Source organism: Actinomyces gerencseriae DSM 6844 (assembly GCF_000429265.1).
GTDB lineage: Bacteria > Actinomycetota > Actinomycetes > Actinomycetales > Actinomycetaceae > Actinomyces > Actinomyces gerencseriae.
The window spans coordinates 201,504-228,267 of the sequence record NZ_AUBN01000009.1; the positions used below are offsets into that span (position 1 = coordinate 201,504).

Annotated in this window: 20 protein-coding genes and 1 pseudogene; 10 read left to right on the top strand and 11 right to left on the bottom strand. The window is 64.4% G+C overall.

The genetic code is table 11. The features are described from left to right. Window positions 1–819: a YggS family pyridoxal phosphate-dependent enzyme gene (locus G448_RS0103950; RefSeq protein ID WP_026406934.1), complete on the bottom strand. Its 819-nt coding sequence runs from the start codon at window positions 817–819 to the stop codon at window positions 1–3. A gap of 54 nt (window positions 820–873) precedes the next feature. Here G448_RS0103950 and G448_RS0103955 point away from each other — a divergent pair, with 54 nt between their 5' ends. The 5 genes and pseudogenes from G448_RS0103955 (at window position 874) to G448_RS0103980 (ending at window position 4,488) form a co-directional block, all read left to right on the top strand. Next, the gene (locus tag G448_RS0103955; RefSeq protein ID WP_026406935.1) at window positions 874–1,698 is read left to right on the top strand and encodes a 16S rRNA (uracil(1498)-N(3))-methyltransferase; all 825 of its coding nucleotides are present in this window, start codon (window positions 874–876) and stop codon (window positions 1,696–1,698) included. Window positions 1,699–2,093: 395 nt separating this feature from the next. Further along, entirely contained in the window at window positions 2,094–2,666 is a 573-nt protein-coding gene (locus G448_RS0103960) for a hypothetical protein (RefSeq protein ID WP_245572170.1), read from the top strand. 272 nt (window positions 2,667–2,938) lie between these two features. Further along, window positions 2,939–3,324 (top strand): annotated as a pseudogene (locus tag G448_RS0103965) (ATP-binding cassette domain-containing protein); the annotation flags it as partial. Window positions 3,325–3,574: 250 nt separating this feature from the next. Then, the gene (locus G448_RS18000) at window positions 3,575–3,835 is read left to right on the top strand and encodes a hypothetical protein (RefSeq protein WP_026406938.1); all 261 of its coding nucleotides are present in this window, start codon (window positions 3,575–3,577) and stop codon (window positions 3,833–3,835) included. After that, window positions 3,835–4,488: an ABC transporter permease gene (locus G448_RS0103980; RefSeq protein WP_026406939.1), complete on the top strand. Its 654-nt coding sequence runs from the start codon at window positions 3,835–3,837 to the stop codon at window positions 4,486–4,488. Before G448_RS18000 ends, G448_RS0103980 begins: the two co-directional genes overlap by 1 nt. 30 nt (window positions 4,489–4,518) lie before the next feature. Here G448_RS0103980 and G448_RS0103985 read toward each other — a convergent pair whose 3' ends face one another. Further along, entirely contained in the window at window positions 4,519–5,442 is a 924-nt protein-coding gene (locus G448_RS0103985) for a CPBP family intramembrane glutamic endopeptidase (RefSeq protein ID WP_026406940.1), read from the bottom strand. 219 nt (window positions 5,443–5,661) lie between these two features. On the opposite strand from G448_RS0103985, the gene G448_RS0103990 reads away from it, so the two are divergent. The 5 genes from G448_RS0103990 to G448_RS0104010 all read left to right on the top strand — a co-directional run bounded on the left by G448_RS0103990 (window position 5,662) and on the right by G448_RS0104010 (window position 9,507). Beyond that, complete coding sequence (locus G448_RS0103990; RefSeq protein ID WP_026406941.1) at window positions 5,662–6,222, top strand: STM3941 family protein; 561 nt, start codon at window positions 5,662–5,664, stop codon at window positions 6,220–6,222. A gap of 91 nt (window positions 6,223–6,313) precedes the next feature. Continuing rightward, window positions 6,314–6,922: a TetR/AcrR family transcriptional regulator gene (locus G448_RS0103995; RefSeq protein WP_026406942.1), complete on the top strand. Its 609-nt coding sequence runs from the start codon at window positions 6,314–6,316 to the stop codon at window positions 6,920–6,922. Between the two features lie 70 nt (window positions 6,923–6,992). After that, the gene (locus G448_RS0104000; RefSeq protein WP_084436312.1) at window positions 6,993–7,829 is read left to right on the top strand and encodes an ABC transporter ATP-binding protein; all 837 of its coding nucleotides are present in this window, start codon (window positions 6,993–6,995) and stop codon (window positions 7,827–7,829) included. Then, the gene (locus G448_RS0104005) at window positions 7,826–8,572 is read left to right on the top strand and encodes an ABC transporter permease (RefSeq protein WP_026406944.1); all 747 of its coding nucleotides are present in this window, start codon (window positions 7,826–7,828) and stop codon (window positions 8,570–8,572) included. Before G448_RS0104000 ends, G448_RS0104005 begins: the two co-directional genes overlap by 4 nt. A 62-nt stretch (window positions 8,573–8,634) precedes the next feature. Beyond that, window positions 8,635–9,507: an EamA family transporter gene (locus G448_RS0104010; protein WP_026406945.1), complete on the top strand. Its 873-nt coding sequence runs from the start codon at window positions 8,635–8,637 to the stop codon at window positions 9,505–9,507. Window positions 9,508–9,643: 136 nt separating this feature from the next. Here G448_RS0104010 and brxL read toward each other — a convergent pair whose 3' ends face one another. From brxL to G448_RS0104050, 9 genes are all read right to left on the bottom strand, one after another. Further along, window positions 9,644–11,761 (bottom strand): BREX system Lon protease-like protein BrxL, encoded by a 2,118-nt coding sequence (gene brxL / locus G448_RS0104015; protein ID WP_026406946.1) that lies wholly within the window; start codon window positions 11,759–11,761, stop codon window positions 9,644–9,646. Window positions 11,762–11,770: 9 nt separating this feature from the next. Further along, complete coding sequence (pglZ, locus tag G448_RS0104020; protein ID WP_026406947.1) at window positions 11,771–14,305, bottom strand: BREX-1 system phosphatase PglZ type A; 2,535 nt, start codon at window positions 14,303–14,305, stop codon at window positions 11,771–11,773. Further along, window positions 14,302–14,808, bottom strand: coding sequence for a Fic family protein (locus G448_RS19090; protein ID WP_342663524.1), 507 nt, complete (start codon window positions 14,806–14,808; stop codon window positions 14,302–14,304). The genes pglZ and G448_RS19090 overlap by 4 nt, the downstream gene beginning before the upstream one ends. After that, entirely contained in the window at window positions 14,706–15,707 is a 1,002-nt protein-coding gene (locus G448_RS14995) for an ATP-binding protein (RefSeq protein WP_245572171.1), read from the bottom strand. The genes G448_RS19090 and G448_RS14995 overlap by 103 nt, the downstream gene beginning before the upstream one ends. Window positions 15,708–15,843: 136 nt before the next feature. Beyond that, entirely contained in the window at window positions 15,844–18,249 is a 2,406-nt protein-coding gene (locus tag G448_RS17345) for an AAA family ATPase (protein WP_084436314.1), read from the bottom strand. After that, entirely contained in the window at window positions 18,246–21,806 is a 3,561-nt protein-coding gene (gene pglX / locus G448_RS0104035) for a BREX-1 system adenine-specific DNA-methyltransferase PglX (protein ID WP_034494252.1), read from the bottom strand. Before pglX ends, G448_RS17345 begins: the two co-directional genes overlap by 4 nt. An 11-nt stretch (window positions 21,807–21,817) precedes the next feature. After that, window positions 21,818–25,342 (bottom strand): BREX system P-loop protein BrxC, encoded by a 3,525-nt coding sequence (gene brxC / locus G448_RS0104040; protein ID WP_026406950.1) that lies wholly within the window; start codon window positions 25,340–25,342, stop codon window positions 21,818–21,820. Further along, window positions 25,339–25,953, bottom strand: coding sequence for a DUF1788 domain-containing protein (locus tag G448_RS0104045; RefSeq protein WP_026406951.1), 615 nt, complete (start codon window positions 25,951–25,953; stop codon window positions 25,339–25,341). The genes brxC and G448_RS0104045 overlap by 4 nt, the downstream gene beginning before the upstream one ends. Next, the gene (locus G448_RS0104050) at window positions 25,950–26,573 is read right to left on the bottom strand and encodes a DUF1819 family protein (protein WP_245572172.1); all 624 of its coding nucleotides are present in this window, start codon (window positions 26,571–26,573) and stop codon (window positions 25,950–25,952) included. Before G448_RS0104050 ends, G448_RS0104045 begins: the two co-directional genes overlap by 4 nt. Window positions 26,574–26,764: the final 191 nt, after the last annotated feature.

Consider the following 26,764-nt stretch of genomic DNA (forward strand, 5'->3'; position numbering starts at 1 on the left):
TCAGGCTCCGGCGCCGCCATCGGGCCGGTGGGGGCCCGGGGTCGGGCGCCGCCCGAAGATGGCCCGGCCGACGCGAACGCAGGTCGAGCCGCCCTCGACGGCGAGCTCGAAGTCCCCGCTCATGCCCATGGACAGCCGCCCGTCGCCGACCGTGCCCGCCTGGAGCCCGGCGTCGCGCAGGGCTCGCATGAGGCGGAAGCACTCGCGGATACGACCCTCGTCGTCCGTATGGGCGGCCAGCGTCATGAGCCCGCGCACGCGCAGCGAGGAGTAGGCGGGCAACGCCGCCAGGAAGGCCGCGACCTCGGCCGGGTCGAGCCCGAACTTGGAGGGCTCGCCCGAGGAGTTGACCTGCACGTAGACGTCCAGGCCGCGGCCCGCCGCCTGCAGACGCCGATCGAGGGCCTTGGCCACGCGCAGGGAGTCCAGGGCCTGGAACTCGCTCGCGAAGACCGCCACGTCCTTCGCCTTGTTGGTCTGCAGGTGGCCGATGACGGCCCAGCGGATGCCGAGGTCGGCCAGGGCGGCGGCCTTGCGCCTGGCCTCCTGGACCTTGTTCTCACCCATCCGGGTGATGCCGGCGGCATGGGCGGAGCGCAGCCGTTCCTCGGGAACGGTCTTGGACACGGGCAGCAGGCGGATCTCGGAGGCGTCGCGTCCGGCGCGCGCGGCGGCGGCGGCGAGCCGGGCGCGCACGGCCGCCAGGTTGCGGCGGAAGTCCTCCACGGTGGTGGCGGTGATGAGCCCGGATCCCCCCGGGGCGGAGAACCTCTCGGCATGCGGCTGCTGCGACTCCTGCGGCTTCTGCGGCTCTGTCATACCGGTGACGCTACACCGGCGGCGCCGGTCGCGCGGCGGCCGTAGGCTGACCCGGTGACCGCCCCCGTCTTCATCGTGAGTCCCGACGCGCTCGAGTCGATCGGTGGAGCCGGGGCCGCCCGCTCCGGCGACGTGCTGACGCTGACCGGCCCCGAGGCCCGTCACGCCGTGACGGTGCGCCGGTTGCGGACGGGGGAGCGCGCGGACCTGGTCGACGGCGAGGGCCTGCGACTGATGTGCGAGGTGGAGGCCATGGAGGCCGTGAACGGCGGGGCCGCCGGGGCCGGGCGCGGGAGTCGCCTGGTGGTGCGGGTGATCGAGCGCGTCGTCGAGCCGGCGGCGCCGCTGCGCCTGACCCTGGTGCAGGCCCTGGCCAAGGGCGGCCGTGACGAGCAGGCGGTGGAGACGGCCACGGAGGTCGGGGTCGGGGCCGTCGTGCCGTGGCGGGCTCAGCGGTGCGTGTCGGTGTGGAGGGGCGCGAGGGCCATCAGGGGGCGCGAGCGGTGGCGGGTGACGGCCCGGGAGGCCGCCAAGCAGGCCCGTCGCGCCCGGGTGCCGCAGGTGGAGGAGGTGCGGACGACGCCGGGGCTGGCCGCGTGGACGTCGGGGGTCGTCGCGTCCGGGGGAGTGGTGCTGGTGCTCCACGAGGAGGCGACGACGCCCATCGGCGGGGTGGGACTGCCGGAGCCGGATGGCGCGCGACCGCCGGTCCTCGCAGTCGTCGTCGGCCCGGAGGGCGGGATCGACGAGACGGAGACGGCGGCGCTTCGAAACGCCGGCGCGGTCACGGTGCGACTGGGCCCGCACGTCATGCGGACGGCGTCAGCCGGGCCGGTCGCGCTCGCGCTCCTGGCCCAGCGCGCAGGCCTGTGGGGCTGAGGCTCCGGATCCGCGTCGGCGGCTCCGCCGCGTTCTCAGAGTCTTCACAGGCCGAGCGGGGGCTGGTATTCAGGTCCAGCGGGTTATATATGAGTCACCGCCGGACGGACGGGGTCGTGAGGGTTGGGGAACCCGGTGACCGGCCCCCTCCGAGGTGGCTCGGGGTTTAAGGGAGCCCCGGGTCGATCGTTCCGGCGAAGGAGGGAGTTCCCCCGATTCGGGAACACGGGAGCGGAGCCCCTCGATGACAAGGGCCCGCGGGCCGGGGAGACAACCCGGTACCGCGGGTCTCGTCGTATTCGAGTGTGCGTGAGGGCATGCGAGGACATGTGAGGGCACTGCTGAATTCGTCGGTCCTGCTTGTCGCGGCGGCGGCGCCCGACTAGTTTTCGAGTATGGCCTTTGAAGCTGTTCCTCCGCTCGTTCCGGGGCCGGCTTCTCCGCCGGTCCAGCCGTGGGCCAGGGCCGCGTGCTGGACGGCGTGCCTGTGCGCGCTGCCGTCGGCGGCTTGGCGAGTGGCCATGATGACCGGGGCGGATGCGGGCTTCGGTCGGGCGGACCTCTACCGCGGCAGCGCGGAGGGGACGGCCTACGTCGTGACCCTGGAGCTCCTCCAGGTCGGCGCCGGGCTGCTCTGCCTGGGACTGTGCCAGTCGTGGGGCGAGAGGGCCCCGCGATGGGTGCCGGCCGCGGGTGGGAGGACGATCCCCCGTACGCTGCCCCTCCTCCTGGGCGGAGCGGGGAACCTGCTGCTCTACCTCATCATCTACCCGGTCGCCCTCCTCTTCGGACTGGCCCTCCTGAGCGAGCCGCCGTCCTGGACGCCCATCGAGGGCATGAGCGTCGGCCAGCGCACCGTCTTCTCCCTGTGCTATGCGCCCATGCTGCTGTGGCCCATCGCCCTGACGGTCGGGCTGGTCGGCTACTGGCGCAGGCACCGGCTCGGCGGCGCCCGGGCCCGCAGCTGAGGCGCCGCGCCGCCGTTCGGCCGCTGCGCCTCCATGGGGCGCCCGTGCCGGGGGCTCGGAGCGGCGCGGTGCCCCGGCTCCAGCGGCGCGTCACTGGCCTGAGTAGCGTCCTGCACTCCGGTCACTCGACCTCGTCGCCCTTGAAGGGGACCCAACCGGCCGACTGCACGTTCTCGGACAAGCCTGGTGCAAATATTTCGGCGGACAATTGATCCATTCATGTTCCGATTAAGGAGAACGCGATTGTGTCCGACCAATCCGACTATGTGACGATGGAATCCTTGGCGGTCGCCTATCCGGGCCGTGCGGACCCCGTTCTCCGGGGCGTCGATCTGACGGTGGAACGCGGCCGGATTCGTGGGCTGCTCGGCCGGAACGGTGCCGGCAAGTCGACGCTGATGCACTGCCTGCTCGGCCTCCTGCCGATCAGCGCGGGCACCGTGGAGCGCGCCCCCGGCGTCAGAATCGGGTGGTGCGCGCAGAAGCTCGTCATCGACTGGTTCCTGAACGTTCAGGACAACGTGCTGCTCGGAGCCCGGCTCCGCGGTCTCAGCGGCCGGGAGGCCAGGGCGGCGGCGTCCGATGCTCTGGCGGCCGTCGAGCTGAGCGACAAGGCGACGAGGGGCCCGAGGAGCTGTCCGGCGGCGAGCAGCAGCGCCTCATGATCGCCCGCACCCTCGCCTACGCGCCGGACGTCTACGTCCTGGACGAGCCCTTCGTCGGTCTCGACGCGCTCGCCAAGGAGAGTCTGATGAGTCGGCTGCGCGAGCGCGCCGACGCCGGAGCGAGCGTGCTAGTCAGCTCGCACGAGCTCGACGTCCTGGGCGGGGATATGCACGACGTCACGCTGCTCGACGGGGGGGCGCATCGTCTTCGACGGCGGGCAGGAGGAGTTCCTCACGCACTTCGTGCCGCAGGACACCGTCGTGCTCACCCTGCGCCGGCCCGCGGACGGGGAGCTGCGTCGAGCGCTGGGCGACGTCGTCGCACGTGCCGACGGAGCGACGCTGGAGATGCGCATCGGCCGAGGCGAACCGATCGGGGACCTGCTGGCCCGGGTGGTGTCCGGCGCCGACGTGCTCGACATGACCAGAAGCAGTGCGACCCTGAACGGCGCCATTCGCACGGCTTACGCTCGATCCGCTGCCGCAGATGAGGAGAATTCGTGATGACCAACGTTCTGAGGGGCGCCGTCCTCACCGCGGAGTTCGAGATCAAGGCCGCGGACCTTCTCACTCCCGGGGGCTTCGCGCGGTTGATCGCCGAGCCCGTTTTCTACAGCGCATTCGTCGTCACCGCCCTGTCGTCCCGCGGAGGCGGCGTGGATGTCGATCTCGTCGGTTTTCTGACCATCGGCGTGATCGGCATTCAGTACGTGCGGATGATGACGCAGGTCATCTACCGCTGGACACTCGAGCGCAAGTGGTCACTGGGCGGCCTCAAGCTCAGCTCCGGGGTGCCGCGGCTGGGGTACTACGCGGGAGGGGGGATGCTGCTGTGCGGCCTCTTCTGGTCCGCGCTGGGCTGCGTGCTGACCGCGATCATCAGGTCCTACAGGACCCGTGACTTCGTTGTGGCGATGATGCTGACGCCCTTGATGTTCAGCGCTCCCACGCTGTACTCGCTGGATCAGGTTCCGGTGTTCCTGCGCGCCGTAGCACGACTGAACCCGTTGACCTACCAGCTGCATTTCCTGAGGTCCGCCGCCAACGGCGAGTGGGTGACGAGCGGACTCCTCGTCGTTCTCTCCCTGACGCTGATCATGGTCTGCATCGGATACGTCAGCACGGGCCGGATGCGCACCGTGTCGAACGACGGGTGATCGGGCGGAGCGCACCGCTCCGCTCCCGCCTCAGTCCTCGCCGGCCCTCACGACGATGCGATGACCGCCCAGCAGCGCCACGGCCACCACCGCGAACATGACGATAGCGGGAATGCCCACGATGCTGGAGGTGACCGGGTTCCAGGAATCGCCCACGGCGACCAGGACGAGGGGCATGGTTCCGTAGGCGTTGAGCGTCCCGTGGGCGACGGCCGCCGGCAGGACGCTCCCCGACCTCGTCCGCAGCCACGCCAGCACGCAGCCGAAGGCCACGCAGCAGACGGTGAACAGGGCGATGCCGGGTAGCGGCGGGATCTGATTGTTGTACTCGTACCCCATGGCGATCAGGGGCGCATGCCACAGTCCCCACACGACCCCGGTGAGCAGCACGGCGCGCGTCGCACCGAGCGGAGCCAGCGCGGACAGGAGCCAGCCCCTCCACCCGGTCTCCTCACCGAGCGCCACAGCGGCATTGATCGTGCAGCCGGCCACAAGGGACTCGATCGGGAGGAGGGCCAGGAGGACGCCCGCGGGCGGAAGCGGCTTCGAGGAGTTCGTGTTCAACGCCGAGATCCTCGCCATCAGCCCGGGCAGGGTCCAGTCCGGCCGCATCCACCCGGCGGCGACCGCCACCGCCAGGCAGGCGGCGCTGACGGCCACGACCAGCGCGGCTCCGATCAGCGCCGACGTCAGAACCCGGCCCCGGCCGCCCGGCGCAGGCCGCCGGAGCCCGACGGCCCGCAGCCAGGGCTCTCCGGTGACGAAGCGGCAGACCACCCACGAGGCCAGAGCGGGGGAGAACATGCGAACGGTGAGGAGCGCATAGGACAAGGGCGTGCCCAGGCCGCCCGTCAGGGCGCAGACCGCGTCCAGCGCGAAGGCGGCCCCCATGGCGACCGCGACGAACAGGCCGACCGCCCGCCATCGCACAGACTGAAGGGCGAGTGTATCCATGCAGGGCACCTCCTGCGCACCTGGGCTAGGGACGACATCGACGGTCACTCTAGTCGCAGGACGGTCCCGGGGTGCGGGTGGAGCCTTTGGTCTCATCACTGTGAGACGTAGTGCGGGAAGGGCCCCGGGGCATGCGGGACGGAGCGCGTACGACACTCAATCGTCGTAGCCCGCGGCGAAGGGCCCCGGGGCATGCGGGACGGAGGCTAGGATGCGGCCATGTCGAATCTCCCTGCGCTTCGTCTGCCCCGCAAGAAGGCGCGATCGATCTTCCAGATCGTCGGGTCGGCCGGCTTCGTGCTCATCAGCCTCGTGCTGATCGTCATCGGCCTGGCGTCGAGGTCCCTCGACGCCCAGGCCGTGGTCTTCGTGGTGGCAGGGCTCCTGGGGGTTGTCGTCTTCGGCTTCTTCGCCTTCCTGAGCCTGCGCACACTGGCCCGCCCGGCCCTGATCGTCGACGACCAGGGCATCTGGGACAACACCTCGGGGCTGTCGATCGGCTTCATCCCATGGGAGCAGACGCTCGGCTTCCGGCCGATGCGGGTGATGCTCAATGACCTCGTGGCGGTCTTCTGGGCGGACGAGCGATGGGCGTGGGACCACATGGGGCTGATGTCCCGGTGGCTGAATCGGGTCAATCGGGGCGTCACGCCCGTCGGCCCGATCAGCGCGGACTTCCTCGAGGTGACCGGCCCGCAGCTCGCCCTCATGCTCCTCGCGCAGCGGCGCCAGCGTCGCCCGGAGCTGTCCGAGGTCCCCGGCATGCCCCCGACGCCGTGACGGCTGCGATGACTGCCATGACTATGACGACGGCCATGACAACGCGGCCGATCGCGGCGGCCCTCTCCTCCCGCCGGTCGGGCCCCGTGGGATGACCCCGCGCGGACGCCGGCCCGCGGGCAGCCCGGACGCGCGCGAGGCGATCCTCACCGCGGCGCGCACGGCCTTCGCCCGCGACGGCTACCGGACCTCCCTGCGCGGCATCGCCCGCGATGCCGGTGTGGATCCCGCCCTCGTGCACCACTACTTCCCCGAGCGCGCCCGACTCTTCACCGCCGCCGTCCTGGCCACGCCGGAGGGGCGCGAGCTGGATGCCTCCGTACTGATCGACGGCGTGCTCAATCTTCCCGACTCCAGGCAGGGCGAGGCCCTGGTCCGGGTGTTCGTCACCCAGTGGGATGAGTGGGATGCGGAGGGGGAGCGATTCGCCGCGACCGTCCGCGTCGTGCTCGAGGACGGCGCGGTCGCGGCGCGAGTCCGCGACATGATCGTCGCGGGCCTGGTGACCCCGGTGGTGGCGCGCATAGCCCCCGATCGGGCGGACCTGCGGGCGCAGCTGGTCGCCAGTCAGCTGATCGGCCTGGGAATGGCGCGGTGGGTCTCGCGGCTGGAGGCCGTTCGCGCCGCGGACGCGGACGCGCTGGCGGCCGCCGTCGGGCCGACCATCCAGCGCTACATGACCGGCGACCTGACCCGCTGAGCCCGCTGCGAGACGGTGCCCGTGAGCACCGCTCTTGAAGGGGCGGCGCTCCACGCCATATATTCATCATATGATGAAAAACCTGGGCGCGTCCCCGCCCGCCACCGCGTCGGCTCCGGGGGGCGAGGGGGCCTCGGACGGATGCGCGTCCGTTCCCCCGTCCTCCGACTCGTCCTCGTCCGCCTCGCCCGCGGCGGTTCACGTCTGCGGGCTGCGCGTGAGGCGCGGCGGCCGCCCGATCCTCCACGGGCTGTCCTTCGACCTGCCCACCGGCACCATCACCGGTCTCCTCGGTCCCTCCGGATGCGGCAAGACCACGCTCATGCGAGTCCTCGTCGGTGTTCAGCGCTACGACGGCGAGGTCCGCGTCCTCGGCGCCGACCCCGGCGCGCCCGCTGTTCGGGACCGCGTCGGCTACGTCACCCAGGAGGCCGCCGTCTACAAGGACCTCACCGCCCGCCAGAACCTGCGCTACTTCGCCGCACTGGCCGGGACCCGAGCCCGCAATATCGATGAGGTCCTGGAGACGGTGGGCCTGACGCCCATGGCCGACCGCGTGGTCGGCACATACTCCGGCGGCGAGGCCAACCGGGTCTCCCTGGCCTGCGCCCTGGTCGCCGGTCCCGAGGTCCTCGTCCTCGACGAGCCCACCGTCGGCCTCGACCCCCTGACCCGCGAGGACCTGTGGGCCACCTTCCACTCCCTGGCCGAACGGGGCATCACCCTCGTGGTCTCCAGCCACGTCATGGACGAGGCCTTCCGCTGCGACTCCGTCCTGCTCATGCGGGACGGGAGCCTGCTGGCCACCACCACCGCCCCCGCGCTCCTGGAGCGCACCGGGGCCGCGACCCTCGACGAGGCCTTCCTCGCCGTCATCCGCAAGACCGAGGAGGACCCCGTCCGATGAACGCCCGCACCTACGCGGCCACCGTCCGTCGCGTGCTGGCGCAGCTGGTCGCCGACCGGCGCACGCTCGCGCTCATTCTGGCCGTGCCCACGGCCCTGCTCACCCTGCTGTACTTCGTCTACCGCGACTACCCCGGCGCCGCGGCGCTGTTCAATCACGTCGCCGTCTCCATGATGGCGATGCTCCCCATGATCGTCATGTTCCTCGTCACGAGCGTCACCATGCTGCGCGAGCGCGGCTCCGGGACGCTGGAGCGCCTGTGGACAACGCCCCTGCACCGAGCCGATCTCCTTCTCGGCTACGCCACCGCCTTCACGGCCATCGCCGTGGGCCAGTCCCTCATCCTGTGCGCGGTGGCCGCCTGGTTCCTCGACGTCGCGATCGCCGCCTCCTGGGCCTGGGTCATCCTGACGGCACTCATCGACGCCTTCCTCGGCGTCGCCATGGGACTGTTCGTCTCGGCGTTCGCCCGCACCGAGTTCCAGGCCGTCCAGTTCATGCCCGTGGTCATCGGCCCGCAGATCTTCCTGTGCGGGCTGCTCGTCGCCCGCGACCAGCTTCCCCGCGCCCTCGAGCTGTGCAGCAACGTCCTGCCGATGAGCTGGGCCGTGGACGCCGTCGGCGAGCTCACCGTGAGCACGACGCCCACGGCTGACTTCGCCGCGGACGTGGGCCTCCTGGCGGCCGCCGGTCTCGCGGTCCTCACCATCGCCGCCCTGACCGTGCCGCGCCGGACCCGGTAGGGGGACTTCGTCCCTCCTCCCGGGGCCTGTCTCGGGCGGCTGACGGACATTAGGATCGCCTTATGTGGATCGTCTTCGCAAGTGGTGCCGCACTCTTCGCCGGGGCGACCGCTGTGCTGGCCAAGGAGGGGATCCGCACCACCGACTCCACGGTCGCGACCGCCCTGCGCACTCTCGTGGTGCTGGCCGGCGCCTGGGGGATGGTCCTCATCGTCGGCTCTCAGAGGGGGCTCGCCCATATCGACCCCCGTAGCACGGTGCTGCTGGTGCTCTCCGGCCTGGCCACGGGCGCCTCGTGGCTGTGCTACTTCAGGGCCCTTCAGCTGGGCAGCGTGAGCAGGGTCGTGCCCATCGACAAGCTGAGCACGGTGCTGACCGTCGTCATGGCGCTCCTGCTCTTGGGGGAGCGGATCGGAGTTGTCGGCGCCGTCGGTGTGGCACTGATCACGGGAGGTACCTTCCTCATGCTCGACGCCGAGGATGTGCGCCGTCTTCCCCGGTCCGTGCGCGCCGGTGGCAGCTGGCTGCTGTACGCCCTCGGATCGGCGTTCTTCGCGGCGCTGACGGCGATTCTCGGCAAGGCCGGAATCACCGGGGTGGAATCGAACCTGGGCACGGCGATCCGCACGGCAGTGGTTCTGGTCATGGCCTGGGCCATGGTTCTGGTGACCGGGAGGATGCGCGAGACGCGGGCGGTGCCGCGCAGGGAGCTCGGCTACGTGCTCGCCTCCGGAGCCGCGACCTGCGCCTCCTGGCTGTGCTACTACCGCGCCCTTCAGGACGGCCCCGCCAGCGTGGTGGTGCCCATCGACAAGCTGAGCGTCCTGGTCACCGTCGCCTTCTCGGCGCTCGTGCTGCACGAGCCCATCACCAGGCGCTACCTCACGGGCCTCGCGCTCCTCGTCGCCGGAACTCTCGCCATGCTCGTCCGCTGAGTGCGCCTGCCGCATGACGACGGGGCATTCCATGACGCCAGTTCCTCCATGAGGCCCCCGTTGCCCTTCTTGCGTGTCTCCACCCGGAGGTCACCCACACCGAGTTCCAGGTGACCAGCATGGCTGAGGTGCCGGGCTACTTCTTGCGCATGTAGGCAATCGTGAACTCCCTGACTTGGCGGAAGTACTGCTGGCGCAGGCGCAGGTCGAGCCAGTCGGTGTCGAAAGGCTGGAATACGTCCAGCCCGCGTCCTAGCATGATGATCCAATCCGTGTCGGTGGTGATCGAGCGGTCATGGATCGTGTCATCGAATGAATACTCGAAGCTGATGCCGGCGATGGCCGAGTTGGTGCGGATCGTCTCCAGGGTCTCCTGCTGTCTGGTCGCGTAGATCGGATCCTTATCGCGCTTGGTGGTCAGGCGGGCGGTGATTTCCCTCGTGGTATCGGTGCACTTGGCGATGGTCTCAATGAGTTCCATCAGGTTGCGTGCCTGGTGGGACCGGCGGATGTACGGGTCGACGACGTCGATGCGGGTAGCTCCGCGCAAGTACGGGCCAATATAGCGGTCGTAGGTGAAACCGCGCCTGCCTTCGGCGAACTCGAGACGCTGCTCTTTCAATTCCGATCCCGAGCCTTGCCGTTTGAGAGCCACTTCAACGGTGCCGTGGGCGTCGCTGGCCGGTGCGGCCTTGTCGGTGGATTCGGAACGGGCATCATCTGCTTCGGTGCCCGGGTGGTACAGCTCCGGATACTCATCCTCCTCCAGAGTGGTCACCGTATGGGTCTGTCCCGCGTGGGTGTACTCGAAGTTGACCGCCGTCATGGTGTCATCGATGCGGATGAGCTGATCCTTGACGCGCTTACGCCCTTCGAGCGCGATCCGTAGCTGGGCACCGATCTCATCGGGGCTGGCCTGCCCGGAGGGGTGGATAAGCTTCATCAGGCCAGAGAAGGTCTTATTGATGCCATCCCGATCACGAGTGGACAGGTCGTCCGACAGTGCGAAATGACGCTGGTATCGGTCGGAATAGTCGATGTCGCGCAAGGAACGGAGAACCTCGGCCAGGTAGTCGACGACGAACCCGTAGCCGCTGGAGAACATCCCGCCGCGGATCTGCTCGAACTCCCATCCGGGCACATAGCAGTGGATACGGTCCAGGAAGGCAGGATCGTGGTACTGCTCGGGCAGCTCCTCAAACAGGTCGGAGTTTTTGAGCATGTAGGGCACGGTGTGGGAGGTGTTGCCAACGAACACCATTGAGGCCTCTGCACCGAGCGTCTCAACACCGCGGGAGAAGGACTTGTTGGCCATATAGTTCTTCATGATGTCGACGAGTGCACGGTCGGCACGCTTCTTCTTGCCGGCGAACTCGTCGAAGGCGACGCAGTCCCAGTAGCCGACCAGGCCGATTCTTCCAGAGGCGTTGTTCACGAAGAGTTTCGGGACGGTCACCTCACCCCCGGAGATCAGCATGCCGTGGGGTGAGAACTCAGAATAGATGTGCGACTTGCCGGTCCCCTTGGGACCGAGCTCTATCAAGTTGTAGTTTCGCTCAACGAAGGGAATCAGCCGCACCAGGTGGAGGAGTTTAGCCCTGGGGCCGAACATGGCGGGGTTGAAACCGATGGACTGGACGAGCAGGTCGATCCACTCCTCGGTGCCGAATTGCTCCCGGGTACGAGTATAGGACTCCAGGTCCAGGCGTGAGAGCTGGATGGGCTTGAGCGAGTGAAGCCGCCAGGGAACGTCTTTCGAATTGCCCGAGTAGGCGTAGACGATATCGCAGATGCACCAGACCCCACCGGTCAGGAGCTTAGGATGCTGACGCACTGTCTCTGCACTGACCTCCACCCTACTGATACCCAGGTTGGAGAACTCGGCCTCATAGATATCCAGCTTCTCATTGAGGGAGACGGAGACCTTGTCAATGACGCGGTGGCGGCCCTTCTCCCGGATATGCGACTGGATGAGGCGGTTATCACCCCGGTGTACGTAGTGGTCCCGGAGGATGGTTCGGACCTGCTCGATGCCGGAGCGGATGGTGGCGTCATCGTCCGTGGCCGCGTACTGGCCTAACAGGTACTCCAGCACATAGGTGGGCACAATAGCGTTGCCCTTGACGGCCTTGACGAGGTCCTTGCGGACGACAACGCCGGGGAAAGCCGCTGCGATTTTGCGGTCCAGTGGCGTGGGGGGTGGGCACTGTACCTGGTCGGTCGGCTCCAACTGGGTGGGTTCCGGGGTGGTCATACAGGCATCCTAGAAGTCGAAGTCCGCACCGAAGTCGCTGGTGAAGGTGCGTGACAGGGTGAAACGGGCCTTTTCGCTATAGGGACGGCGCTGCGAGCCGACCGGTTCGTACAACCGTAGTTCGATGGTCTTGCCGTTGAAGGCATCCGCATCCTTACTCAGCGCCAGCGTGAGCGGGAAGAACCGATCCCTGGTTTCTGGGGAGACCTGTGAGCAGTCCACCGTGACCTCGTCGGAGATCAGTGTGTCGCCCGCGTACAGGCCCGCGATCAAACGGCGTGACTTGACCTTCTCGCTGACCGGCTCCTGTTGGAACAGCATGACGGTGATCTGCCCTGTGGTGATCTTGTCAGTTTCGGTGACAATCTTGACGGGGGTCTGGTAAGTGTCCGAGGAACGCCGCTTGTTAACGGCAATGACAGGTACCACAACCTCCTGGAGAGACGCGCCGCCGTGGACGAAACGCGTGCCGGAACCCGTGGTGCGGATGCGGTGGATGGATCCGGGCACCTGAGCCTCGATGTCCCCGGACATCCGGAGTTGGTGGGGGGAAAAGGTGATGAATGCGGCGTCCCTCTTGAGGCCGCGTCCCAGTACGAAGCGGTGGTTCACTTGCAGCAGTGCGTCGCCGTGCGGCTTTACCGACAGGTAGTCCTGCTTCTGCAATCGGCTGTCCTGGTAGAGGAAACCGTGATCGGCGGTGATGAGGATGTTGTTGACGTTGGCGTTCGCCAGCTTCTTTACCAGCCTGACCAGATTCTTGATGGCGTCCTCGCAGGCACGGAAGGTGTCTGGCTCTGTGGGCTGCTTGTCCCCGGTGGTGTCGATCTGGTTGTGGTAGACGTAGAGCAGCTGGTGGCTCTTGATTAGCTCACGGGTTTTACCGGGCTTCATGCTGAAGAGCACATTGGCCTGGATCGCTGAGCCTCCCACTGGCGTGAGCAGCCTGGCGCGGTTCTCGGTTCCTGCGCTGGGAGTACCGTCCACCTCTACCGACCCGTCATCGGCGAAGGCAAGAGACGCATGCGGCAGTAGTGCCGCCATACCGAGCTGAGTGTAGGAGGGCAGCACCGAAAGCATGGCTGACAGTCGTGCCGTGAAGCGGTCCTCCTGGCTGATACGTCGTGCCAGCTCCTCGCCCACCTCATAGCGCAGTGCGTCGGAGATGATGATGACGATCTTCTTGCCCTTGTCCAGCCAAGGCCTGCTGACCTGATCAGTGAAGAAAGACGTGGCAGAAGGAATTGAGTTAATCTCCCACTGTTCCAAGCCCTCGACATGCCTGCGCCACACCTGCCCGAGCGGCGTGAGGAAGTCCGTGATGTAAGCAGTTTCTACCACCGTCTTCAGTGTGTCGAGGGCGGAGTCCGGCTCGTAGAGGTCGATGTATCGATTGAACTGCCGATAGGCCTGGTCGATGATGAACCACTGCTGGGTATAGCGGTCGAAGGCGTCCTGCAGGGAGGGCATGTTCCAGGAGCCGGAGCCGATACGAGTCAGCAGGGTTGACGCCGCGCTGACGGCCTCGTAACCGGGCTTGAACTCGCCGTACCACGGCAACGCGGCACGGCTCTGCACGGCCTCCTGTACTTCCTTGTCCGTCAAACTGCGCTCTTGTACCCGCTGTGCCAGGCGCCGGACGAGTTCCTGGTCCACCAGAGGAAACGTCCTCCGGCCTAGCAGCTCGGGCAGGTCGAAGCCGGCCACGCGCTCGGCAATGCCCAGCAGTTCTGCTGCACGCTCAGCCAGGACTCGGTAGGTGTGAATGAACCGGAAGTCGTTGTGCCAAGTGCTGAAGTCACGGCGGATGTTGGCGTACTGTTCGGTGCCCAAGTCTGTGCGGGTGGGGGAGAACTGCTCCCACGCCCGGTTGAACAACCACCCCACGAAGTCATCGACGCTGGGCTCTTCCTCGGGGGCGTAACCGTAGATGCTGCGTGTCCCCTCCCAATGAAACTCGTCGAGTCCCAGACGGGTGATCGCATCGATGCCGGTGGACTTCCCTTCTGCGTTCTCCATCAGCAGTGCCCGCCAGAGCGCCTCCAGCGAGCGCTCCTCGGTGCCCAGCACGACGGCGGCCATGGAGGCGGTGATGGCGGCAGCATCGTCGTTCGGGCGCAGGCGGGCCTTGAGTGCCTCGCGGCGTCGTGCGCTGTCGAAGAAATGCGGGTACTGGCCGACGACGCTGCGCAGCGCAGGTCCGCCACCGAGCTCCTGCACCAGGAGCGAATCGTGGTCCGCGGTGAAAGTCCCGTAAGCGAGCTCCATGTCCTTGAGCCAGTTGTCGGTTACGGTCTCCGGGGTATCCGGCTGGCGGTGGCGGTAGAGCAGGAACTTGCGCTTCGGCTCGGCCAGCAGGACCCGGCGCTTAACGGCGAACTCGTTGTCCTCGACCCGCAGCACGGCGACGTCCGGGAGGGAAAGATCATTCAGCGAGTCGGCGTACCTGCCTTCGGGGTCCGACCAGATGACGATCCGTCCGGCTTCACCGGGGCGGTTGAAGCGCTCGCGGAGTTGGCGCTGGATGACTGACATGGCGTTCATTTGGAGCCCTCCGTGAGGTGGCGCAGGTAGGCGCGACCCCCGTCCGTCAGGATGTACCGCTGTGGTTTGCTACGGGGCTTGTCCGGTACCGTCATGGCAAGTAGCCCGCGATTCAGCAGCGGAACCACGTGGCGTGAGTAGGTCTGTGACAGGGGCCTGAGACCAGCGGCTTCCAGGAGGGTGTTCCTGTGAACCGGACCATTAGCTGCTGCTCTCATCATGACCACACCATACCTACCGTCATATCTATCATCATCGCTATGTATGTAGGTATGTTCTAAATAGGTATGTCCCTCCGGCTTCTGCTCCCCGCCCTCCGGTTCGCGGGTGCTGCGTGCTTCGTGCGACCCAGCATGCGCGGCGGCCGCCTGCTGCGGGTCGTGGCTAGGCGCGTAGATCGTCACTCTCGCCCGGTCCTGCACCTCTTCGATGATGGGCTCAGGAAGACCGGTTTCGGCCACCTGCTCGAAGACGCACTGGACGCCGGTGCCCCACTGCTCCACGATCCTAGCTTCGCGGAAGAGATGCGCGCAAGGGCGGGATTGCGCAGGCGGGACACGCGCCGCATGGTGTCGATGGTCATATCCGGCAGCAGCAACCCCGGGCTGTCCACTTGAATGCGATCGTCGTAAAAGCCGATCCTGATGGGCGTGCCGCGTTCCACGTAAGAGGCATGTACCAGGGCGTTGACGATCACTTCGCGGATTGGCTCGATGGGGATCGAGTAGACGTCGCGGCGCCGCACTTCGCCGAAAACCGCCGTCTTGTAGGCGTGCTTGAGTAGGAACTCCACGGCGCGGTCGACAGCCAGGGGCATGGGACCGTGAATCTCAATCTGGTCGAAGATATCGGTGCCGTGCGGGCCGCGCAGGCGCCCGCACTGGACCCAGGCGGTGGGGAGGAAGCGTGTGGGATCGGGGCAGGCGGCGAGGATGCCCGCATTGGTGGGGACGATCTGGTCGCTCTGTGTGACAGCAAGGCCGAGCGCCAGCAGGTCGGCAACGGATGTGGTGCGTCCACGCAGCTCGGAAAGGACCTCCGGATCCAGGTCGTGTAATGCGGCGCGTGGTTCGGGTAGGTCTTCAAAGGCGATGCCGCGGGCATTGCGCTCGAGCTCGGCGACGAGCGCCGAGTCCGCCTGCCGCGTGGTGGAACCGAGGCGCACGTAGACGCCGGCTACCGCACCTAGGCGGGTGATGTAGTGGGGGCAACGAGTGCTGAGCGGCACGTCGACGACGAGTACCGTCTTGTTTCCCATCGTCACCAGGTCGATGGCAGGAACCAGCTGGGGCGAGATCCGGTCATCGATGAGGCTGGCGATGCGTTCCTCCTCGGCGAGCGGGTCATCGACGCCGACGGACGACCGTACCGTCGTCTGCGACCCCGATGACGAGCCACCCACCCGCGGAGTTCGCGAAGGCGGCGATCATCCGCAGCGGACCATCGGGCGACGACAGATCGCGCTTGAGCTCGAAGGTCTTGCCTTCGGAAGCCGTGGTCCGCCCGTTCTGATCGAGACTCAGATAATCATTCACAAGTCAGTGTCCTTCAGACGATGCCGGTGCGAGTTTATCCAACAGCTTGTGTTCCTCGATATCCAGTGCTTTACACATAGAGGAGACGTGGTCTGGATCTACGCGATACATAAGCTGGAACAGTGAACGAAGGACGGTTGTAGCCTCGTTTAGTCTAAGTGGTTGTGAAATGTTGCTTCCGTCGAAATGAGAATAGGTGTGAAGGTACTTCTCGACTCGCGTGCGAACGGTGCTATCTAGATTCTCAACACCGTTCATAACTTCTTCGAGTGCAACATGGAAAGAGCCAATTCTGCCGGGGCAGCGGAAACTTAGAAAACCTTCGAGCATGCGTCGAGCGGCGTTGGGTATAAGTGCGAGCTCCATCATCTGATCGGCTTGAGTCTCTCCTTCCTGTCGGTCCGTAACGGCATGTGCCACCTTAGAAAACAAGAAGTGATATTCAGAGCGCAGCACCTTGGCTCGGTTCTTGTCGGTTTCCCAGCGACTGAGACGAGGGGTGCGCTGGAACTTATTGCGACCACGTTGGGCGTACATTGGTGTCATCTCATATGCAGCATAGTTGCAGCCTTCATGCTGCTGTCGGGATTCGAGTTGAATGAGCCACTGCCGAAAGAGCTCAAAGTTGTGAGTCATGAGAAATATCTGACTGACATAGGTGTTAACAACAAGTTCGGACCAAATATGTGCCGAGACGCCGAAAAGAATCTCGTTGTCCAAACTGGAAACAGGGTCATCGATGATAACGATCGGAGGTTCCCCCGCGATCTTGTCCTTCCTGACACTCGAGAGGAAGTACAAGAGGGCAATGGCAGTCTGTTCTCCCTCACTGAGGTGCGTGGCAGGCGCATCGGCTCGTTTGATGACATAGTGCTTGGAATCGTGGGCACTAAAAGTCAGCTCATTGCGGCCCAAGAGGCCGCTCAGGTCCTTGGTGAGTTCCTTGGCTCCTGGGATGGGGTCGCCATCCACGTTCTCCAGGGCGGTAATCTGCTGTTCAAGGTCCTCCACCATTTCCCTTTGGCGATTTAGCTCCGCCCTCTGCTGCTCAAGGTTCTTTTTGAACTGCTTATACTCATCGAAGAAGCTCCTCACATGGTAGTGCTCAACGCGTTCAGCCGCCTTCATCGCCTCGGCGTCATGGTGATCGATCCTTGCCTGATGCATGTCGACAACCGAGTTGAGAGCGGCAACGCTCGGAGCCGTCAACACAAGGTTCGAACTGAGTACTGGAACATCAAAGGGATTCTCTCTCTTCTCTTTCAAGGCTGACACAATACTGTGAATTGCGTCGGCGTAGACCTTGTGTTCGGTCTTGTAGGTTGCGCGAGAACTCAGCAGTTTCTCCTGCAAGTCCTCATATACGTCGGATCGGGCAGGGAAGGCGTCCAGATAGGTTCTCGACGCCTCCTTCGAAGTCTCCAAGCGGTTCACGAGATCATCGATGTCGGTCTGGAGCTTCTTAAAAGTTTCATCAAAGTGCGCATTAAGGTCGTTGACTCGATCAGGGGTCAGTTCTTGCCCGCAGAACAGGCATTTTTCCAAGTGATTGTGAAGGATGATACCTTCCTGAACCCACTTGGACCGGTCAGAGTGTCCCACCAGCTCCATGATGAGCGTGTTGCTCAGGATATTTGTCGATAGCAGTTCACGCACATCGTTAAGAACATCCTGTTCCAGTAAGATTTCTCGAGGTTGGAGGGTAACTGGCCTCATCGCATGACCTGTTGCAAGTTCACGATCAACGAGCAGGTCCGTTGTATCATCCGCCAAGATTGTTGGGTCACTATCGAAAATCTCGAGAAGCTTCTTGACATTTCTTCGGTCATAACTGCGCGAGTTGAAGCCGGGTGCGCCAGAGAGATCAGTTGCTACCCGTCTTGCAACATCGCTAGCCTGGCTATTTATAGTAGCATTCGTTGTTTTCCAAGTGGTGTCCGCTGTAGAGAGTCTCTGTCGTGCCTCATCAAGTTGAGGGCGCAGCTCTTCGAGCTTTTCTGTGGCGTCTGCGAGTCTTTTTCCTATGGTCAGCAGCGCCTCGGGGGATGGTCCGTTTGGTTCCTCAAACCGAAGACTTCTGTGAACGAAGTCCCTATTGAAGACTCGTACTCGACCCCAAAATTCACGATCGTCTAAGTCGATCTGAAAAGAGGATTTCCCTGCGTCGTGGGTCACAAGCAGTTGCAGGCCGGCATTGGCCTCGTCGTTGCCATCGCTATGGGACTCAGATTCGGCAGTTGCGTTCGCAGCGCAGCCTGCCAGGAGGCTCGCGAATGTGCTCTTGCCGCTGCCATTTTGCCCGTAGATTAGATTAACTCGGGCGAACTCGACGCCACCGTCTGGCTTCCACTTCTGAAAAATACGGTAGTTGTTGATTGTCTCGATTTTGCGGATTAGGGCTTTGGTCATTTGACGCCATCCTCAGGGGTAAGCTGGTGGGTGGGCCAGGTCCAGGTTTGGACGTCGCGGCGTTTCTTCTCAATGGCGGGGATCTTCTGGAGTGCTTCACCGAAGCGGAGGTAGTTGACCAGAACTCCGTCATCAAGATCGATAGACGGACGACGAGATGCGAGGGGGAACAGGACGTCCCGCTCGTAGTCCTCGCACTCGGTCAGTGCCTTGCGGTAGGTGTCGGCGCGCTTCTGGTCGGCGGCCGTCTTGGAACGCTCCAGGTGACCGATCTCGGTGCGCAGCTTCGCCTGGAACTCCCTCAGGTAGTCGCCGAGTACCGTGTTCAGTGTGTCCGGAGTATAGCGGTGAAGGTAGATCAGAGCCTGGAAGGACGCCTTGCTGTCACGGCGTGAGGAGACCATCCAGTAGATTGGCCGGTTGGAGTAGCGGCGGTAATGGTCTTTGTAGAAGTCCTTCACGAAGTACTGTCGCAGGGACTTGCCCAACGAGTCCTCGATCAGACGCAGGTTCGACTCAAGGTGCTCCTTGCCGAAGGCGGCTGCGAGGAAGGACCGAAAGCGAGTGACGATGTCGTCCGTGAACCACTCGCCGGACGTAATGGGGATGACGCCATCCTCATCGGGGGCGAAGGTCGGCTGGGGAACTACTTCACGGAAGTCCTGAATGCTGCTGCCCTGATCGGCAAGTATGAGGCCGGGCGCATGGAGGCTGTAGCGGCCGAAGAGGCAGCCGACGCTGTAGGAGATGAGATCGCGCACGGCATCCCCTGCGAAAAGATGGTGGTACTCATCATCGGTGCGAGCCGCACCTTTGCTGGGTGCATAGCGGAAGTGGGGGTTGGAGGTCAGTGAGATCCTCCTGAGCGGGACCTCAATGGAAACCTCATCCTGAAAGCCGTAGATCTCGGCCCAGTAGCGATTATTCTCAGTCTCCAGCGTCTGAGCCTCACGAGCGGTGCTGAGAGAGTCCTTCCACCAGCACTCCAGAGCATCATGTAACGAACCCCCTGAGTGGGTGCGCAGAATGAGTGGTGAGGTTTGGAAGTCCCACGAGGTCTCGTAGGCGTTCCAGTCGTTTCTAAACAAGCTAATCAAACGTTGTGCAACGGTCGGTCCTGGAATCGAGATGGTGGCGTCGGTGAGAGGGAGCTCGTTGACCTGCCCGACCTCGAAGTGTACAGTTGGTGCCAGTGATTCGAGAATCCTGTGTGCGCAGCTGGAGTTGAGGAATGACAGAATGCGATTAGCGTCTGCCTCTGACGTCGGGATGACCGGAGCTACGTCGTTGGGGATGAATCCTTCCAAATTAATACGAAATGCAGGTTCGCCACTTGATATGCGGGACCATGAGATGGCTGGCTTGAAGTAGGAGCCGATGTTCTGTGGGCGCGACCTTTGCTTGCCATTTGCGTCGCGGAAATTCTGTACCTCTGTTCCATCGTTCTCCCAATTGACGACGTAGTCCTGGTTGCCCCACCACTTGCGGAACTCGCCGCCCTTGAGGTGTGGGAACCACTTGGCGCCGCTTGCGGCGGCCGCCTCGCGGGAGTCAGCGTCGAAGCAGATGCGCGGGCGGGAGACCTCGAACCACTGGCGCAGGAAGCGAGCATTGTCGCCGGTCTGCAGGCCAACTTTAGGCTCGGCGATCTCGCCGAGCGACTTGCCGTCGGTGAAGGCTCGCGTCATAGCTGGCGATAGCCAGTAGGCAATTGGTGAGCCGGGAAGAGCGAGTAGAGTTTTCTGTGTGAGCTCGTAATATCCAAGTGTGCGATCAAGGAACAGTTGTTTAATTGTCTTTACAGACCTGACTTCAACGTGAGCTGTGAAAAGGCGTCGATAGATGCCGATGTGGTTGTGTGTGGCGGGGGAGTTGGTTATAGTGAATGCGACAGTTCCGAAATCTGATCCGAAGATTCCCCGTCCCAGGTGCGCGAGCGAGTTAACGGTTGTGTGTCGAAGTAGATCTATGCGGAACTGGGCGAATGACTTAAGGAACATCCAGGAAGGTAGATTAATCATTGCCCACACGCCGGCTGGTGAGCATAGTTCATAGGCGCGTTCCATGAACACCGTCATGAGGTCGGACTTCGCCTGCGTGTGGTGCTTCTTCACCCAGGCGGACAGCACTGGACCCATATTGCTGCCGCCCATGTACGGCGGGTTCGTCACCACCACCGCGTAGGAACGGGTCAGGTACTCCGCCTGGACCGCGACCTGCTCACCGCGAGCGCGCAGATCCTCGGCCTCCAGGGTAGCGGCGTCGAGCGCTGCCAGCCGCTCCTTGGCGGCGGGCAGGGCAGCGGCATCGGGGGCAATGAGGGAGCCCAGCACATCGGCGTGGATGAAACTTTGCCAGAAGTACCGGCCCGACTGAGTACCGCCTTCCGAGCCGGCAAGCTGGTTGAGCTCGTCTTCGCTGAACTCCACCGGTTCGATGACCCGGATATGCGGCTGTATATGCTTACGTAGGAAGCGACGCTGACGGGCACGAGCCTTCATCATCAAGGCGAAAGCGGCCAGCGCCGCGGCGCGCGGATCAATCTCTGTGCCGTACAGGTTGTGGGTGAGGATCAGCGTGGGAATCTCCGAGGGCGCGTAACCCTCCTCCTCATAGATGGTGTAAAGCAGGTCGAAGGCGTAGGTGAGCATGTGCCCCGAGCCGCAGCACGGGTCCATGACCGTCAGCTGCTCCGGCTCGGTGATCCGCAGGAAATCGACCTCGCCGTCTGCCGGCTTAATGTAATAGGCCATCTGGTCGATCAGATGGGAGTCCGGGTGGTTCAGCATCCACAGCCGGCCCACTGAGTTCTCCACCAGGTAGCGCACGATCCAGTCCGGGGTGAATAGCTGTGTTGCCGCTGGAATCTCCGCCGCCCCGGCCTTCTGGCGCTTTCGGAAACCGGCGAAGACCTCGGCCTTACGCTCGGCAATGTAGAACTGATACAGCCAGCCGATCACCTCCACATCCCGGCACGCCTCCGCGGTCAGCGCCCTGACCGCCTGCGCGCGCACAGAACTGTCCGCCAGCATATCCGCGGGCATAAGCAAGGTGGTATAATCACCGTCGGGGGCGAACATGAAGGGCAGGGTCCGGCTCCAGTACGTGCAGTAGGCGCTCAGAAGCAGCCCATAGGCCTCCTCCTGTGGGGCGGAACTCGTGATCGCGCCGTTCAGCAAGCTGGCAATGCGTTCGGCCAAGTCCGGTCGGGTGAAGACCTGCGGGTCGAACTCGCCCCGCTTGGCGGCGGCGAGCACCGCCGGCTGGCCCACCGTGGCGCCGCCGTCCGGGGAAACCAGTGCCGGGGAGGTGTAGCCGTTGGCGTCCATGAACCGCAGCGCAATGATCCGGTTGAACCAGACGTAGGCCTGTTCCTCCGCAACACGTTGGCGACCGACGGCATCACCGCCGTGACGGCGGATGCGTTCCTCCAGGACCTTGATCGCTCCCGGGAACTCCTCTCGCGCCGTCGCTGCAGGGGAGAGCACGGCCATAAGGCGCGCCTCGACCTCCGCCATGAGCTGGGACCGGGCCGAGGCGGCGAAGGTCTTCAGCATCCGGGTAACAGTCACAGGGACACCTGCTTTCCAGAGACAACCGCATTGTGAAGGATCTCCCGCAACTCGTCGATGTAGGCGTCGACGTCAGCGGAAGTGCGCAGCATCCGTCTGCGCGGCCGGGGCAACTGCCTGAGCGGAACCACCAGCGGGGCCGGGGGAGTAGGCGTGCTGGCCTCGGTGCTGTTCTTCGCTCGGCGGCGGTCGGCCTCAAGCACGGCCAGCAGCTCGTCGTAGCCCTCCTCGTCGAACTCGCGGGCGAGCTGGCGAATCACCGGCACCGATACGGCCTCAACCACCTGCTGCGTGGCTGCGTCAATTCTGCCGTCAACCTCCGCGCGGGCGGCGTCGGTGGCATGCTCCCAGGCGGCACTGCTGCGCAGATTGTTCGCGCGCTCGTGGAAGAGATCGGATGCCTCAGCGCGCTCCTCTGTCAGGATCCGGTCCGTGGTGGCGCGCAGCTCGCCGGTGGCGTCCTTCAGACGCTTCATCCGCTGCCCCCGGAAGATGTTCTGATCTGCCAGCAGCGACTCGACTCTGCTCGCCTCATCCGTCTTCAGATAGCGGAGAGTGTCCTTGCGCTCGGACAGCAGGCGCACGGCGTCGTCGTAGATCGTCTTCTGACTGCCGTTCAGGAACTGGGCGACAGGATCGATCACATCCTGCTTCACATCCAACAGCTCGTCAGTGCGGGCGGAGAACTGGTCCAGATACCACTCGGCGTCGCGCCCCATCACCTCCCGCAGTAGCTCCAGCGGCTCGTTCAACACGGCCAGGAAGGGATATCTCCTACCGGAGGCGTCCAGGTGAGTTTTCAGCGTCCGATACTCATCCTCGAGCCGCTCCCCGACGTCGGCCGCCAGTTCCACGGGATCGTTCGGAAGCTGCCCGGTGGCGAAGAACTCCTGGGCGAAGCTCCGCAGGCTGCTGACGACGACGGCGTCGAAGCTGCGCTGTGGTGCCACCGCAATTGCCTCGTGCTTCTTCCCATTGGGCAGCACGGCGGGGAGCTCCGTGCGCTTCACGGTGCTTCCGTCGAGCGTCAATGATGCCCGTGACGTGGCAGCCAAGCGGGTGAGGGCGCACAGGATGCTCGCCAAGGTCCAGCCATAAGGCTTGCCCTCAAAGTGGGAGACGACCTGTTTGACGGTGGTTCTCACACCTAGTGAGCGCTGGGAGGAGATCCAGGTATGGACCTCCTCGGCCAGGGGCTGAAGCGTATCCGTGCTCCGATCCAACAGAGCCGGGTCCTCGCTCGCCACCCGGGCAATGTCCGACTCCGAGTACGCCACCGCGCCGAGCTGCGACAGATACGGGTAAATGCGCGTGATCAGCTGCTCCATCCCCTCCTGCACGCGCTGTACCGGATCCCCGACGGACGCGGCAATCGGCGCGCCACTGATGATCAGCTCGGCGTCGCTGATGGCCTGCTTGACGCGTGCGGTCAGCTCCTTGCGCCGCTTGCTGTTCTGCCGCTTCTTAGAATCGAGAATGTGGCTCTGAGAGTCGGTCAAGGACGAGCTGGCACGCAGCCGGACGTACTTATCCGTCTGGACGAGCAAGCGCAGATCCTGATACATCCGCGTATCGTCCGCCAGCACCACCCGGAGTTCGTCACGCCCCATAGACTGTGCCACGACGGCCTCACGAGACAAGCCCAGGGCGGAGGAGATGTAGTGCACGGCCAGTGACTGTGCCCGGCTGTAGGAGATCTCATCCAGCAGCAGCTGGTACTTAAAGTCCCGGCCTGTGACCGAATGGCGCACCGAAGAACTCCGGATCACGTCCTGACTGATGACAGCGGCCAAGAGCTTGGAAATCTCATCGGAGTCGACGTCGGTGCTCTTGATCTCGTTCTCGATGTCCTGTTCCTCATTGGTCAGGTACTCGTAGGTCGAGCCATTGCGCTGGACGTAGGTCTGCTGCTCCAGGAGGTCGAGCGCTTGGGAAACCTGCCGGTTCAGTTCGGTGAGGTCCTGGCCGAAGTGGTCATACAGGAGCACGGTGAGATTGCGTGGGGTAGCAGAGAAGTCACCCACGTACTTCACCAGGAACAGTGCCTTGAGCAGCCGGACCGCCACGTCGCGCACCGGGCCCTCCGGAAGCTGAGCCTGCGCCGTCGCAATATTGCGGGTGGCGGCGGACTTCACCGCCTGCCGGATGCCGGTGAACATGGCGTCGAAGGGCACCACCGTACCGAGTGGGAGTTCCTTCAGGTGCGTGGCGACTTCCTGCACCACCCCCAGCATTGAGCGCTCACCCACCGAGGCGTGCCGGCCCTCGAACACGTTGTGCTCGGAAAGACCTACCAGGGCCGCCTGGAAGAAGGGGAACTGATAGGGCACGAACGGGTAGATCTGCGCGAACCTGTCCCGGGTGTCGTAGTTGCGGTACGTCTTGGAACCGTCAACGAAATCGAACAGGGTGCGGAAACTCGTGTGGAACTCGTCGTACAGCGGATCGAGGGCGGCCTCGGCAACGGCGGTCTTGCTGAGCAGACGCTTCTTGACCACCTCCTCCACGTCGTGGCTTGTCAGCTTCATGCGTGTGGCGAAGCGGGCCTGGATCTTGGAGAAGTCGTTTCCCTGCGTCCTAGTCCGGTCCCCGATGATGCCGTCCATGTCCTCCTGGCTGGTGACACACACCCATGCGCGCCCGTTGCAGCGCGTGCTCAGCGTCTCCACGATCGTCTGCAGGTTGAGCATGAGCTTGGTGCTGGAGCCGATGAATTGGCCGACCTCGTCCACCATGAACAGCAGGCGGTGACCTTCGGGCTGAGCCTCCAGCCACTGGGCGACCTCATCGGCGAAATCCTCAATGGACAGGGAGTACTGCGCCTCATAGCGGGACAGGATGTTCTCGGAGGCGGGCTCGCCAGTCACCTGCGAGAAGGCCTGCGTGACGTTGTGCTCCTGGAGAATCCCCTCTTCCCGGCCCTGTTCCCACGGGACACCGGCGATCCGGGTGAAAACCCGCTTGAAATTCTCAAGCAGGCCGCGTCGGTCCAGGTCTCGCTCGAAGCGGGCCACCGACGGCTCGCCCGTGTAGTAGCCCCGCGCCTCATTGAAGACCTTCACGAAGACCTGCAGGAGGGCATCGGTCTGGTTCTTATCGATCAGGGGAGCCTTTTGATCAATATTGAAAAGTAGGGAGGTGGCCGGGATCCGCTCCACCTGAGTGAGCTTGCCCCGTAGGAAGGCATCCTTCTCCGCCTCGACCTTCTCTTTGAAGGACTCCATCGCATGCTGCCTGGCGCTGGGGCGCCCGGGCACATCGCCCAGCAGATAGGCGAGCATCTTGAGCAGGTGCGACTTACCGGAGCCGAAGAAACCGGAGATCCACACGCCGTTGCCGCCGTTGTAGACCGGATCGGTGTACGTCTCCAACAGTTCGGACAGGGCCGCCGCCGTCTCACCGGTCAGGACGTACTCGTCAATCTCGGTGGCGAGGTGCTCGGCATCGTCGGCCTTGACGACGCCCTCGATGGGACGGGAGACATCCTTGGCGAAGAGGCTGCCAATTGTCGTCTGGCTCATGAGGGCTCCTGTTCCAGGATGTTCTTGGCACGGTAGTACTGGTCATCCGTCAAGAGGTTGAACAGCACCAGGGATGACCCCGATAACGCAGTCTGCGGGTACTCGCCGGGGAAGAGCATGAGTACAGGGAAGCCGGAGACGGCGACTTGCAGGTTGTTCAGGACGTTGTGTGAGCGGATGAAGGGGAACACCCGTCCGATTCCGGTCAGCATGAGCAGGTCTACGCCCGCCTCGGCCTCGATTCGGCGCTTGATTGCGGGGGCGATGTGCTGCTCCGGATCAAGCATGCGCTGCAAGTCCCGGCGGAAGTCGGAGCGGCTTCGGGTGGGTTCGATCTGCTCCAGGCGTTCCAGCATGTTGCCGCCGCGCCCTCCAAGCAGATCGACGGCGAGTTCGAAGAGATCCATCACGAGGACGCTCAGACCGCGTATGGTGCGCAGCCTGTCGATAATGCGGCCGGTTGCCGCCTGCACTTCAAGTTCCTGCTCGGGTGGGTAGGGCCAGATGAAGAACGGCACCTCGTTGCCCAGCCCCTCCATGCGCAGGAAGCGGTCGGACGAGAGCACCGCGAGCACATGCTGCTCGACGGAGGCGACGTCATAGTCGCTCACCGGCCGCCTCCTACCGGGAAGAAACGTCGGTCGCTGGGAATGCGCGCATCCAGGAGTGCCAACACCTCTGGTGACAGTAGCGGGGAGACGAGCGTGGCGTCGGCGGCGAGCATTCCGCTCTGACGCAGCGCCAGGAACAGGTTGGTGCGCAGCTTGGTGCGAGTCGAGGGCCTGGCCTCCTCCAACTCCGCGTGCCACAGGGCCTTGGAGTCCCAGAAGCGCTCGAAGTCGGCAGGAACCAACTGCGAAGCTCCCAGCAGGTAGTGGTCGTGCACTACCTCCTGGGCGAACTCCGCCACGAACACGTAATGCCGGCACAGTGCCGCCCACATCAGATGCAGACGATCCGGCCCGGGAGCGTTGGCCAGATAAGCTACCTCGACATCGCTGAGCACAGACAGCCGCTGAATGAGCTCCCGGGTGAGCCTGACCGCCGTCGAGCGGGTACGTGCATGCAGCAGATTGTCGGCATTCAGAGCCGCCCGGACCGCCGCCCAGTCACGCAGTTCCAGATACAGGGGAGCGGCAATCGTGGCCTCCGTTGCCAGGAGCCCGCCCACAACGAAGGACAGCCGGTACGGCTCGGAGGTCGTCACCACGGCGCTGAGATCGCTCGTCACCACAACACCATCCGCTTCGCACCTCCCGATCGCGCGCTTCACTGCCGCTGAACAACGGGGCAACCCTAGCCGATCCGGACGGAGCCGTTAGGATGCGCCGCATCGACCGGCCTCCGCAAGTAACCTCTACCGACCTCGGCGGTGGGGATGGGGACGGGGGATGAGGCCGGTCACCACGATACCGGCTGGTT